The sequence below is a fragment of the Paracidovorax citrulli genome (assembly GCF_900100305.1).
GTDB lineage: Bacteria > Pseudomonadota > Gammaproteobacteria > Burkholderiales > Burkholderiaceae_C > Paracidovorax > Paracidovorax citrulli.
In genome coordinates this window covers 16,572-29,624 of sequence record NZ_FNEY01000019.1, presented here as the reverse complement: position 1 = coordinate 29,624, position 13,053 = coordinate 16,572, and the positions used below count along the sequence as shown (strand labels likewise).

11 protein-coding genes are annotated in these 13,053 nt (G+C 68.4%); 4 read left to right on the top strand and 7 right to left on the bottom strand.

Annotated elements, in window-relative coordinates; translation table 11 throughout:
* Nucleotides 1-21: 21 nt before the first annotated feature.
* Nucleotides 22-2,400 (bottom strand): YgiQ family radical SAM protein, encoded by a 2,379-nt coding sequence (locus BLR99_RS13720; RefSeq protein WP_011795541.1) that lies wholly within the window; start codon nt 2,398-2,400, stop codon nt 22-24.
* Between the two features lie 254 nt (nt 2,401-2,654).
* Between BLR99_RS13720 and BLR99_RS13715 the strand changes: the two genes are divergently transcribed.
* Nucleotides 2,655-4,274, top strand: coding sequence for a methyl-accepting chemotaxis protein (locus tag BLR99_RS13715; protein ID WP_011795540.1), 1,620 nt, complete (start codon nt 2,655-2,657; stop codon nt 4,272-4,274).
* Between the two features lie 60 nt (nt 4,275-4,334).
* Here BLR99_RS13715 and BLR99_RS13710 read toward each other — a convergent pair whose 3' ends face one another.
* A complete protein-coding gene (locus BLR99_RS13710) occupies nt 4,335-4,535 on the bottom strand; it encodes a hypothetical protein (protein ID WP_017438361.1) in 201 nt (66 codons plus the stop codon).
* A 203-nt stretch (nt 4,536-4,738) separates the two neighbouring features.
* Complete coding sequence (azu, locus tag BLR99_RS13705; RefSeq protein ID WP_074687283.1) at nt 4,739-5,212, bottom strand: azurin; 474 nt, start codon at nt 5,210-5,212, stop codon at nt 4,739-4,741.
* A 137-nt stretch (nt 5,213-5,349) separates the two neighbouring features.
* Between azu and BLR99_RS13700 the strand changes: the two genes are divergently transcribed.
* The 3 genes from BLR99_RS13700 to BLR99_RS13690 all read left to right on the top strand — a co-directional run bounded on the left by BLR99_RS13700 (nt 5,350) and on the right by BLR99_RS13690 (nt 7,794).
* Entirely contained in the window at nt 5,350-5,937 is a 588-nt protein-coding gene (locus BLR99_RS13700; protein WP_017438360.1) for an IMPACT family protein, read from the top strand.
* 115 nt (nt 5,938-6,052) lie between these two features.
* Complete coding sequence (locus BLR99_RS13695; RefSeq protein WP_011795537.1) at nt 6,053-7,465, top strand: dihydrolipoyl dehydrogenase; 1,413 nt, start codon at nt 6,053-6,055, stop codon at nt 7,463-7,465.
* Between the two features lie 125 nt (nt 7,466-7,590).
* Nucleotides 7,591-7,794, top strand: a complete 204-nt coding sequence (locus BLR99_RS13690; RefSeq protein ID WP_017438359.1) for a YjfB family protein — start codon at nt 7,591-7,593, stop codon at nt 7,792-7,794.
* A 21-nt stretch (nt 7,795-7,815) separates the two neighbouring features.
* Here BLR99_RS13690 and BLR99_RS13685 read toward each other — a convergent pair whose 3' ends face one another.
* The 4 genes from BLR99_RS13685 to dsdA form a co-directional block, all read right to left on the bottom strand.
* Complete coding sequence (locus BLR99_RS13685) at nt 7,816-8,955, bottom strand: NAD(P)/FAD-dependent oxidoreductase (RefSeq protein ID WP_011795535.1); 1,140 nt, start codon at nt 8,953-8,955, stop codon at nt 7,816-7,818.
* A 34-nt stretch (nt 8,956-8,989) separates the two neighbouring features.
* A complete protein-coding gene (locus BLR99_RS13680) occupies nt 8,990-10,558 on the bottom strand; it encodes an amidase (RefSeq protein ID WP_011795534.1) in 1,569 nt (522 codons plus the stop codon).
* A 71-nt stretch (nt 10,559-10,629) separates the two neighbouring features.
* Nucleotides 10,630-11,610 (bottom strand): Bug family tripartite tricarboxylate transporter substrate binding protein, encoded by a 981-nt coding sequence (locus BLR99_RS13675; protein WP_011795533.1) that lies wholly within the window; start codon nt 11,608-11,610, stop codon nt 10,630-10,632.
* Between the two features lie 51 nt (nt 11,611-11,661).
* Nucleotides 11,662-13,029 (bottom strand): D-serine ammonia-lyase, encoded by a 1,368-nt coding sequence (gene dsdA, locus BLR99_RS13670; RefSeq protein WP_267884219.1) that lies wholly within the window; start codon nt 13,027-13,029, stop codon nt 11,662-11,664.
* Nucleotides 13,030-13,053 lie beyond the last annotated feature (24 nt).

Below are 13,053 nucleotides of genomic sequence, written 5' to 3'. Positions count from 1 at the left end.
ACCGGGACGCCCCGGCCTTGGTCAGCGGGGTTTGTTGCGCCCCGCACCGCCCGGACGCGGCCCGGCCGCGGGCTTGCCCGACGACGGCCCGCCTGCGCGCGGCCCGGCGCGAACACCCGCCCGGGGTGGCAGGCCCGTGTGCTGGGTGAGCAGCTTGCCGGGTGCCGGCCCCTTGGCGGGCGCCGTGGTGCTGTTCTTGCGCCGGGCGCTCTGGTAGCTGCCGTCCGTCATCGGCTGGAAGGTGGGGATCAGGTGGTGCTTGCCGTTGCCGATCAGGTCGGCCCGGCCCATCGCCTTGAGCGCCTCGCGCAGCAGGGGCCAGTTGTTCGGATCGTGGTAGCGCAGGAAGGCCTTGTGCAGGCGGCGGCGCTTCTCTCCGCGCACGATGTCCACCGACTCCTCGGCCGCGTCGCGCATCTGGCGCCGCACCCGGGTCAGCGTATTGCGGCCGGAGTGGTACATGGCCGTGGCCGTGGCCATGGGGCTGGGGTAGAAGGTCTGTACCTGGTCGGCGCGGAAGCCGTTCTTCTTGAGCCAGATGGCGAGGTTCATCATGTCCTCGTCGCTGGTTCCCGGGTGCGCGGCGATGAAGTACGGGATCAGGAACTGCTTCTTGCCCGCCTCTTCGCTGAACTGCTCGAACATCTGCTTGAAGCGGTCATAGCTGCCGATGCCCGGCTTCATCATCTTGGTGAGCGGGCCCTGCTCGGTGTGCTCCGGTGCGATTTTCAGGTAGCCGCCCACATGGTGCTGCACCAGTTCCCGGACGTACTCGGGCGACTTCACGGCCAGGTCGTAGCGCAGGCCCGAGCCGATGAGGATCTTCTTGATGCCCTTGAGCGCCCGGCCCCGGCGGTAGATCTTGATGAGCGGGCCGTGGTCGGTGGTGAGGTTCTGGCAGATGCCCGGATAGACGCAGCTGGGCTTGCGGCAGGCGGCCTCGATCTCGGGGCTGCGGCAGCCCAGGCGGTACATGTTGGCCGTGGGGCCGCCCAGGTCCGAGATGGTGCCGGTGAAACCCTTGACCTTGTCGCGGATGTCCTCGATCTCCTGAATGATCGAGTCCTCGCTGCGGCTCTGGATGATGCGGCCCTCGTGCTCGGTGATCGAGCAGAACGTGCAGCCGCCGAAGCAGCCGCGCATGATGTTCACGCTGAAGCGGATCATCTCCCACGCGGGGATCTTCGTCGCGCCGTCGTGGCTGCCGTTCTCGTCGGCATAACTGGGGTGCGGGCCCCGGGCATACGGCAGGTCGAAGACGTGGTCCATCTCGGCCGTGGTGAGCGGGATGGGCGGCGGGTTGATCCACACGTCGCGCGCCGTGGCGCCCTCCCCGTGCGCCTGCACCAGCGCGCGGGCATTGCCGGGATTGGTTTCCAGGTGCAGCACGCGGTTGGCGTGCGCGTACAGCACCGGGTCGCTCTTGACCTGCTCGTAGCTGGGCAGCCGGATGACGCTCTTTTCGCGCGGGGGCACTTTCAGTTTGGCCTTGAGCGCCGGGTTCGCGACGAACTGGATGGGCTGGACCGCGGGGTTCGGATCCTGCGCCGCAGGAGCGCCCTCCTCCTTGCTGCAGATGCTGCCCTGCGCGGAGGCCTGCTCGCTGGTCGTGAGATAGGGATTCACGTGGGCCTCGACACGGCCCGGTTCATCGACCGTGGTGGAGTCGATCTCGAACCAGCCGGCGGCCGTCTCGTCGCCCGGCCGGCGCACGAAGGCCGTGCCGCGCACGTCGGTGATCTGCTCGACCGGCTCGCGCGCGGCGAGGCGGTGCGCCACCTCGACCAGCGCGCGCTCGGCGTTGCCGTACAGCAGCAGGTCGCATTTGGCATCGACCACGATGGAGCGGCGCACCTTGTCGCTCCAGTAGTCGTAGTGGGCGATGCGGCGCAGGCTGCCTTCGATGCCGCCCAGGATGATGGGCACGTCCTTGAATGCCTCGCGGCAACGCTGGCTGTAGACGATGGCTGCCCGGTCGGGGCGCTTGCCACCCACGTCGCCCGGCGTATAGGCGTCGTCGCTGCGGATCTTCCGGTCGGCCGTGTACCGGTTGATCATGGAATCCATGTTGCCCGCCGTCACGCCCCAGAACAGGTTGGGACGGCCCAGCGCCTTGAAGGGCTCGGCGCTCTGCCAGTCGGGCTGGGCGATGATGCCCACGCGAAAGCCCTGCGCCTCCAGCGTGCGGCCGATCACCGCCATGCCGAAGCTCGGGTGATCGACATAGGCGTCGCCCGTCACCAGGATCACGTCGCAGCTGTCCCATCCCAGTTGCTGCATCTCCTCGCGGCTCATGGGCAGGAACGGGGCCGTGCCGAAACGCTTCGCCCAATAGGGGCGGTAGCTCGTCAGCGGCTTGGCGGCGCGCGCGAAAAAGGAAACGTCAACAGGGGCGTTCATTGGAATGGCGTGGGGGCGGGGCCCTGGATTCTAGAGGGGCACGGCCCTTGGGGTACCCGGTCCCTCCCTTCCACCACGGGAACGAAATGGTTTCCCTGACGGACGGGACGCCTGCCTGCCTCGGAAACACTACAAAAGCCCCTTCCAAAAAAATGTCAATCCAGTCCATAGAAATCATTTTTATCGATTAAAACAATAATTTATTACATTTTCTACTTCAACGGCGACCCCCATCTTCTACAGAGGCCCCCTCAATGCGCAAAGCCACAATGAAAGTCAAGAACCAACTCGGCATCGCGTTCGGGGCCCTGGTGGTCATGGTGCTCATCGTTTCGGTCATGTCCCTGCGTTCGCTGGGCAACGCGAACCAGAGTTTCACGGGATACGTGCAAGGCATCGACGCACAATCGAACATCGCGAACGATCTGCGCGAAGCCGTCAACCGCAGGGCGATCGCTGTACGCAATCTGGTGCTCGTCACGGAACGGCAAGAGGTGGACAAGGAACTTGCGCTGGTGCTGCGAGCCGACGAGGATGTCCAGAAAGATCTGGCCGGGCTCAAGAAAATGGTCGCGGCCGATTTCTCGGCCCCCGGATCGACGCGGCAACTGCTGGGCGAGCTGGAGCGGATCGAGGCGGTGTACGGCCCTGTGGCCCGGGACATCGTGCGGATGGCCATGGCCGGACAGCGCGAGGCTGCCGTGACCAAGATCAACAATGAATGCCGTCCTCTGCTGGCACAGCTCACGGGAAAGGCCGGAGATTTCGTCGCCGACGCCGGAAAGCGCGCCGTGGCCGCGGAAGATGAAGCCGGCGAGAGCTTCGCCCAACAGCGCAACACCCTGCTCGCGGCCTGCCTGGTGGCGCTGGCCCTGGCCGTCGCCTCGGCAGTGACCATCACGCGCCGCCTGGCACGCGCACTGGGCGCAGAGCCTTCGGAACTGGGCTGGGCCGCCCAGCGGGTGGCCCAGGGCGATCTGGTCCCGCTGGACGGAGCCGGCGGCGTGGCGGCGGGCAGCGTGATGGCCTCCCTGGCCACGATGCAAAGCAGCCTGGCGCGCATTGCCACCCAGGTGCGCAGCGCGTCGGATTCCATCGCCATCGGCTCGGCGGAGATCGCCACGGGGGCCAGCGACCTGAGCATGCGCACAGAACAGCAGGCCAGCGCGCTGCAGGAAACATCCGCGACCATGGAAGAACTCAGTTCCACCGTGCACCACAACGCCGACAGCGCGCAGCAGGCCAACCAGCTGGCGCAAGGCGCCTCCGGGGTGGCACAACAGGGAGGAGAGGCCGTGAACCAGGTCGTGAGCACGATGCGGGAAATCAACCAGAGCTCGCGGCGCATCTCCGACATCATCGGCGTCATCGACGGCATCGCCTTCCAGACCAACATCCTCGCGTTGAATGCCGCGGTGGAGGCAGCCCGGGCGGGCGAACACGGTCGCGGCTTCGCCGTCGTCGCCAGCGAGGTGCGCAGCCTGGCCCAGCGCAGTGCTCAGGCCGCGCAGGAAATCAAGAACCTCATCACCGACAGCGTGACGCAGGTGGAAGCCGGATCGGCCCTGGTGGACCGGGCCGGGCAGACCATGGAAGAAGTGGTGGCGTCGATCAAGCGGGTGAGCGACATCGTGGGAGAGATCAGCGCCGCCAGCGTCGAGCAGAGCCACGGTGTGGCGCAAGTGGGCATCGCAGTGAACCAGATGGACGAGGCCACTCAGCAGAACGCCGCGCTGGTCGAGCAAAGCTCGGCGGCTGCGAAAAGCCTGCAGCAACAGGCACAGGACCTCGTGCAGGCCGTCTCGATCTTCAAGCTGCAGCCGCAGCACGGGGCCCTGCCCCAGCCGATGCAGCTCGCTGCGATCCAGGGATGACGCCCCGGGGGCGCCGCCCTGCGAAACCGTGAACGCCCCCGGAGCGAGGCGCCTGGCCCTTCACCACTCGCCCACGGCACGCACCCTCTGGTCGAGGTCCTCGGGCGGGTCTTCATAGGCCGACACCAGGAGGCAGCCATCCCCTGCAGCGGAGGGTGCCGCGGTTGCCGGGGTGGGTGAAGCGCCCGAGGCATCGCCCAGCAGGGGCAGTGCGGAAAATGGACGGGGCAGCGCGAATGGGCTCAGGTTGAAGAACAGCATGGCGGGCTTCCTGAAGCGACGAGTAACGTCGCGTGGTCTTCATGCGGGACGTAGCGGATGAGCTTAGGTGCGCTGTCACCGGTTGCCTGTAGGCCGGAGCCCCTCCTCCATGACAAAACACCCCGTCGTGGCGTCCGAGCCACGCGGGGTGCAGGCGGTTCGCGCCACTGGAGGGGGCATTCACCGCCCCGCCATGGCGTGCTTCACTTCGAAAGCGCCAGCGTGCCCTTCATGAGCGCCGAGTGGCCGGGAAACGAGCAGAAATAGGCATAAGACTCGCCCGCCTTGAGCGAGGCGACCGGGAATGTCACCGCGTCGCTTTCGCCGCCACCGATGACCTTGGTGTGGGCGATCACGCGCTTGTCGCCGTCCTTGACGAAACTCTTCTCCGCCCCGGCCGACATGCCGTCGCTGGCTGCGCCCTGCATGTCGGCTGCCTTGGTGAGCACCCAGTTGTGGCCCATGGCCGTCTTGGGCAGCTTGCCCGCATGTTTGAGCTTGACGGTGAACTGCTTGCAGCTCTGGGGCACGGCGATGGCAGTCTTGTTGAATTGCATGGCGTCGTTGCCTTCGATTTCGGCGCTGCAGTCTGCCGCGTGGGCGGATGCCCCGGCGCCCAGCGCCAGCGCCAGAGCCAGAGCCAGGGCCAGGGCCAGTGCCTTCCAATGTGTTGCCATGTCGGGTTTCTCCTTCGGTCAGTGCCGCGGATGCGGCGATGGCCTATCGTAGGAAAGGCGGCCAGGGAAGCCATTGACGTGCATCAATCCCCGGGGGATGCCCCGTGCTCCGGCGGCGGCCTACACTTGCGCCCCCTATGCCGCACACACTTCGAGAGCCTTCGCACAGCGAACTCATCATCAAGAAGAGCCGCTTCATCGGCTGCGTGCAACCCGTTGCCGACCGGGGAGCCGCCCAACAGGTGGTGGACGGCTTGCGGCGCGACCATCCCGGCGCAGCCCATGTCTGCTGGGCCCTTCTGGCCGGCGGCCAGTCGGCGGCGGTGGACGATGGGGAGCCCGGCGGCACGGCGGGCCGGCCCATGCTGGAGGTATTGCGCCACCAGGACCTGGAAGGCGTTCTCGCCACCGTGGTGCGCTACTTCGGCGGGGTGAAGCTCGGCGCTGGAGGACTCGTGCGGGCGTACGCGGACACGGTGGCCCAGGCCCTGCTCCTGGCGGACAAGGTGCCCCTGGAGCGCATGACCATGCTGCAGTGCCTGGTGCCTTACGCGCTGGAAGGGCTCGTGCGCCGCGAGGTGGAGGCCGCCGGGGCCAGGCTGCAGGACGTGGAGCACGGATCGCTGGTCCTGCTGCGCCTGACGATTCCCGCGTCGCGCGCCGGGACGTTCCGGCAGCGCATCGACGACGCCGCCCAGGGGCGGGCCGGCTGGCCCGCCGCCTGAAGGTGTGCGCGGCCCGGCGGCGAGGCAAGACAGCCTTTCCGCCTACATGCCGCCATGCATGCGGGCGCAGACACTTTCCTGCCGAGCCACACACCTGAGCAGGAGACCTAGGCCCATGAGCGACACGCTGGACGTCATCATTCTCGGAGCAGGATCCGCCGGCCTCGCCGCGTTGCGCGAAGTGCGCAAGCGCACGGAGCGGGTGCTGATCGTGAACGACGGACCGTGGGGCACCACCTGCGCCCGCGTGGGGTGCATGCCGTCGAAGATGCTCATCGAGGCCGCCGACGCATTCCACCGCCGCCACAGTTTCGATACGTTCGGCATCCGCGGGGGACGGTCGCTGGGGCTGGACCTCCCGGCCGTGCTGGACCGGGTCCGCGCGCTGCGCGACGACTTCGTCGCGGGTACGCGCAAGGCGTCCGACATCGGCGCCCAGGGCATTGCCGGGCACGCGCGGCTCATGGGCCCGCACCGCGTAGAGGTGGATGGCCGCGTGTACGACACCCGCAGCATCATCATCGCGACAGGTTCCCGGCCCATCGTGCCGGAAGAATGGCTGGCCTTCGGGGACCGCATCCTCACGACCGACACCCTGTTCGAGCAGCGCGACCTGGGGCCGCGCATGGCGATCATTGGACTGGGGCCGCTGGGGGCGGAAATCGCCCAGGCGCTCGCCCGGCTGGGCGTGGAGGTGGCGGCTTTCTCGAGCCGCAAGGAAATCGCCGGCCTCTCCGACCCCGCCGTGAACGACGCGCTGCTCGGGCTGCTGAAATCGGAGTTCGTTCTGAACGTGGGCGCGGAGGTGACGCTGCGCGAGGTGCCGGGGGGCATCGAGGTCACCAATGGCAGCGCCACGGTCGTGGTGGACCAGGTCCTCGCAGCCATGGGACGGCGCCCGAACGTGGAGCACCTCGGGCTGGAAACGCTGGGCGTGGAACTGGACAAGGACGGCATGCCGCCGGTGGACCGGCGCACGGTGCAGGTCGGCGATCTGCCGGTGTTCATGGCCGGAGATGCGAACGACTTCCGGCCCCTGCTGCACGAGGCGGCGGACGACGGGCACATCGCCGGGCTGAATGCGCTGGCTCCCGAAGTGCGGGGGTTCCGTCGCCGTATGCCGCTGTCCATCGTATTCACGGAGCCCAACGCGGCGACCGTCGGCAGGCGCTACAAGGACCTGAAGCGGGACGAATCGGTGACCGGCACCGTCGATTTCGCGCGCCAGGGGCGGGCTCGCGTGGCGCAGCGCAACCAGGGACGCCTGAGCCTCTACGCCCAGCGGGACACAGGCCGGCTGCTGGGCGCGGAAATGTGCGCCCCGGCGGGCGAGCACATGGCCCACCTGCTGGCGCTGGCCATGGACCGGGAACTCACCGTGCATGACCTCCTGCGGATGCCTTTCTACCATCCTGTACTGGAAGAAGGACTGCGGAGCGCACTACGAGACGCCGCCAGCCAGTTGCCCAAGGGCAGCGATTCCGATCTTTCCGCCTGCGACGCCTATGGGTCGAGCGCCCTGGACTGACGCCCCGGCATCGCGCCAGACCGGCCCATCAAGATGTAACAGTACTCAAGGCGGCCTGGAAAGCGTCCGATAACGGGGAAGCATTTGCAAACCCGGCCTCCGAGGAGGCTGCGCAGGAGATTTCCATGGATGTCGGCCTCTCGCAATCCCTCGTCGACACCGCTGCAGCCCTGGCCAGCCAGAAAACCTCGGATGCCGTGAACATGACGGTGCTGAAGAAGGCCATCGACATCCAGAAGACGTCCGCGGCCCAGTTGCTGGAAGCCCTGCCCCAGCCCCGGCTGGCCACGTCCGGTTCCATCGGCACCCAGGTGAACACCTACGCCTGAGCGCTCCTCTCCGGCAGGCGTTCAGCGCAGCCGCGCTGGCGACAGGGCGGCCGCCTCGACGCCCTGGGAAGACAGGGCGGGTGCCAGCGGCTCGGCCAGGAGCAGGTTGCGCGCCAGCAGGGCCACACCCGCGGCGCTCTGGATGCCGTAGCCGCCCTGCCCCGCCAGCCAGAAAAAGCCGTCCACGTGGTTGTCCCAGCCGACGACCATGTCCCCGTCCGCGACGAACGATCGCAGCCCCGCCCAGGTGTGCGAAGGCCTGCGGATCTGGAAGGTCGTCGTCTGCTCGATATTCCAGATGCCGGTCGCCACGTCGAGTTCTTCGGGCACCACGTCGTGGGGGTGGGTCGGATCGGCATTGGCGGGAGAACCCAGCAGTTGCCCCGCATCGGGTTTGAAATAGAAGCTCTCGTCGATTCCCACCACCGCAGGCCAGCCGGACGCGTCCATGCCGGGCGGTACCGGGAAAGTGAAAGCCGTGCGCCGCCGCGGTTCCAGGCCGATGGCCGGGACACCGGCCATGGCGGCCACCTCGTCCGCCCAGGCCCCGGCCGCGTTGACGATGGCACGCGCCCGCACCGTGGCGCCCGACGCGAGATGCACGTGCCAGGCGCCGGCCTCCCTTTCGATGGCGGTGACACCGGCATCCGGCAGCAGGCGGCCACCGCGCTGGCGCAGTCCCCGCAGATAGCCCTGGTGCAGGGCATGCACATCGATGTCGGCCGCGCCGGGCTCGCGCATGCCGGCCGCTACCGCCTCCGGCCGCAGGCACGGCAGCCACTCCAGCAATTGCTCGCGGGTGGCGCGCTGCACGTTCGGCGAACGCTGCAGGGCGTCCACCAGCGCCGCATCCAGCAGGTCGAGCTGGTCCGGACCCGCGACGTACACCACGCCCCGGGGCGAAAGGATCGGGCCGTCGGCGAAGCCCTCGGGAGGATGGTCGTAGAACGCCCTGCTGGCACGGGTGAGCGCCCGGATCTGGGGCGTGCCGTAGGTTTCCATGAAAAGCGCCGCGGAGCGGCCCGTGGTGTGGTAGCCGGGCTGGGGTTCGCGCTCGAGCACGAGCACGCTGGCACCCGGCGCCGCATGCGCGAGTTCCCAGCCGACCGAGGCGCCGGCAATGCCGGCCCCCACCACGAGGAAGTCCACCCGTTCGGTCATGTCGATTCCTTTCCTGCCGATCGACCGCAATCCGTCAGACCGCCGACGCCTCGGCGGCCCCCCGGCTGCCCGAGCCGTCCGGGCGCGGCTCGCCGCGTGCATCGCGTGCGTCGGGTGCAGTGGTGACGAGGGAAGTCAGCGCCGGCTCGACCGGGGCCAGCCGGTCCAGCGCCGGCCGCGGGCGCTGCAGTCCCTCGATGCCGGCGAAGGACTGTTCCATCGCACGGCCGATGGCAAGGGTGCCGAGGTCGTCCCGGAAGCGGCCCACCACCTGCAGGCCGAACGGCATGTCGCGGCCATCCCGCCCGCAAGGCAGGCTGAGGGCGGGATGGGTGGTCAGCGTGGTGACGTAGGTCAGGGCCAGCCAGCGGTAGTAGTTGGCCTGGGGTTCGCCGTTGATGTGGCTGGCGTAGAGCTCCGTCCACGGGAACGGGGATACCGGCGTGGTCGGGGCAAGGATGATGTCGAACGATTCGAATGCCTTCTGGAACCGCGCGAGGATGCGCGTCTGTTCCGCCTGCGCCCAGGCGCTGTCGATGAGCGTCATGGCAGCGCCCATCTCGTAGTTGGCGCGGGTGTTCGGCCCCAGGCTGGCGGGATCGCGCTCGTAGGCCTCGCGGGTGCCCGCCACGAAGGCTTCGGCGCGCAGCACGTCGAAGCAGCGGTGCACGTCCCCCAGGTCCAGCGACAGGGGATCGCAACTGCGGAACAGGTGCCGCATCGCGGCGATCTTGCCGCGGAACGTCTCACGGATGCCGTCGTCCACGGCACAGGCACCGAAATCCTCCGTGTACCCGACGCGCAGCGTGGAGAGGTCCACCTCGGGCAGGGACAGGAATACGGCAGGATCCAGCGGGTAGCTGAGCGGATCGCCCGCCGACATGCCCGCCGTGGCCGCGAGCTGCAGGCAGGCCTCCTCCACCGTGCGGCCCATGGGCCCCACGACGGAGATCGGCGTCCAGCCCAGCAGCTTGCGGGAGCTCGGCACCACGCCAGGCGACGGCCGGAACCCCACCACGCCGCACTTGGCGGCGGGAATGCGCAGCGAGCCGCCGGTGTCTGAACCGGTGCAGACGGGCAGCATGTCGCAGGCCAGGGCCGCGGCCGAGCCGCCGGACGAGCCCCCCGCGTTCAGGCGGGGATCGAAGGGGTTGCCTGTGGCACCCCATACCGTGTTGCGGGAATTGGCGCCGGCACCCATCTCGGGAATGTTGGTCTTGCCCGTGACGATCGCACCGGCGCGGCGCAGGCGCGCGACCAGCACGTTGTCTTCCGCGGGAATGTGCTCGCGGTAGATCTGCGAGCCATAGGTGGTCAGCAGGCCCTGCGTGGCCTCCAGGTCCTTCACGCCCAGTGGCAGGCCGTGCAGCAGTCCGAGGACATCGCCGCGCAGCACTGCCCGCTCCGCCTCGCGCGCCTCGTTCCGGGCGCGGTCGTAGCAGGTGGCGGTGATGGCGTTCACATAGGGGTTGAGGGCCTCGATGCGTGCGATGCAGGCCTCGAGCAGTTCGACGGGCGAGATTTCGCGGCGGGCGATCCGCAGGCGCAGCTCGGGGGCGGTCAGCTCGACAAGGGAAGCGGAGGAAGATGCGGTCTGTGTCATGTGGTGCGCCGCCCTGGAAGGCGGCGTTGTCTCCTGGAGGCTTGAAAATACCGGAAAAACCGGTCAGGTGGTCAGTCGACGGTGATGCCGGCGCGCTGGGCCACGGCGCGCATCAGGGGCAGTTCCTTCTCGATGAGCGAAGCCAGCTCCCTGGACGAACCATAGGACGGCTCGAAGCCGTTGGCCAGCAGCTTCTCGCGCGTTTCGCGGTCTTCCATCACCTGGGCCAGCGCGCGCTCCAGGCGGGCTTTCACGGCTGGCGGCAGGCCGGCCGGAGCCACCATCGCCAGCCAGGTATCCATGTCGATCGCGTAGCCTTTCTCGGCCAGCGTGGGCACGTCCGGCAGCAGCGAGGAACGCCTGGCGGAAGTGACGGCGATGGCCTTGATCTTTCCTTCCTTGAGCTGGGGAATCGCGGCCGAGACCGTATCGACCGTGAAGGGAATCTGGCCGCCCATGAGGTCCACCATGGCCGGGGCGCTGCCCTTGTACGGAACATGCTGGATCTTCAGGCCCGCCAGGTGGAAGAAGGCCTCTCCGGCGAACTGCGAGGTGGTGCCTGAACCGAAGGAACCATAGGAATACTTGTCCGGTGCGGCCTTGACCAGGGACACGAACTGCTTGACGCCATTGGCCGGCACGCTCTTGCCGGCCAGCAGGATGAGCCCGGTGCGGCCGGTGATGCCGATCGGCTCGAAGCTCTTCACGGGATCGTAGGGAAGCTTGGCGCGCACGGCCGGATTGACGGTGAAGGTGGTGCCGGAACTCATCAGTAGCGTGTAGCCATCCGGCGCGGCCTTGGCGACATAGGATGCCCCGATCACGGTGCCGGCGCCCGCGCGGTTGTCGATCACCACGCTCTGGCCGAGCACATCGCCCAGCTTCTTGCCGATGACACGGCCCAGCACGTCGGTGGCGCCACCGGGCGGGAACGGGATCACAAGGGTGACGGGCCTGCTGGGATAGGTCTCCTGTGCGAAGGCGGGCGCCAGCGCGGCGCTTCCCAGGCAACAGGCGATGGTGGACAGCAGCATCCTCTTGGCGCGGTTCATGGTGTTCTCTCCGGGGGTTGAATGGAAGATCGGATGGATGGCGGGCGCCGGTCAGGCGGCGGCCTCCAGCAGAGACCGGCCGCGGGCCTCGAAACGCTGATGCTCGGCCTCGGGCACGAAGAGCCCGCCCGTGGTCCAGACGAGATGCGTGGCCTGGGGTAGCTGGACGTCCAGGCCCTGCGCCCGCAGCCAAAGGCGGCCGCCGTCCGACCCCGTGAGGAGGGCCGGCCCGCTGAACCCCGCCGCGGCGGAGGGCTCGATACGCTCGCCCGTGGCATCCAGCACCCGCACGAGGTGCTCGAACAACGTGTCGTCGCGGACGGTGAAGATGCCCGACAGCAGGGGCTGCATCAGCCCTGCCGCCAGCAGCGACGCCCTCGGCACGGCGAGGCCGTCGGCTTCGGTACGGTTGGTCAGGCCCAGGTCGTACACGGACGGATGCGTGCCGGCCGGCGCGGCCATCTGCACGAGAAAGCACGGCGACTGCACGGGCTCCGCGAAGAAGCAGTGCACGTGGGGGCCGAGCAGTTGGCGCAGCCCGAAGGTGATACCGGCCGGCGCCCCCCCCACCCCGCAAGGCAGATAGACGAACAGCGGATGTTTGGCATCCACCACGATGCCCTGCTCCGCCAGTTGCCCGCGCAGGTGCAGGGCCGCGGCGCTGTACCCCAGCAGCAGCGAAAGGGAGCGTTCGTCGTCCACGAAATGGCTGAACGGGTCGGCCTGCGCCTGGCTGCGCCCCGCAGCCACGGCGCGCTCGTAGTCGCCCGCATGCTCCACCACCTCGACACCCCGGCGGCGCAGGCGCTCCTTCTTCCACTCCTTGGCGTCGGCGGACATGTGCACCGCCGCACGGAAGCCCAGCGCCGAGGCCGCCACGCCGATGCTCAGGCCCAGGTTGCCCGTGGAGCCCACCGCCACCTGGTGGCGTCCGAATACCTCGCGCGCGGCGGGCTCGGCCAGCACCCGGCAATCCTGTCCGGGGGACAGCAGCCCTTCACGCACGGCCAGGGTTTCCGCGAATTCCAGCACCTCGTGGATGCCACCGCGCGCCTTGATCGAGCCTGCCACGGGAAGGCCGTGGTCCGCCTTGATCCACAGCCGGCCGCAACCGGGCTCCAGCCCCATGGCATCCGAGAGCGCGCCTGCCTCGATCAGTGGTGACTCGATGCCCCCGCCCGTGGCCTCGAGTTCGGGGAACAGCCGGGCCAGGAGGCCCCCGAAGCGCCGGAACCTGTCCGAGGCGGCCTGCGTATCATGCAGACTAATGTGGCGGCCCTCTGCATGCATGGTGGCGGGAATGTCCGCGCTGCGCTGCGGATTGAACCAGAGGCATGGCTCGGCGCGCCGCAGCGCCTGCATGGCGGCTTCCTGGGCATCGATACCAGCGGGAAGCGCGGAGCGGGTGAGTTCGGTCATGGAACGGTAAAGAAAGCGTTGCAC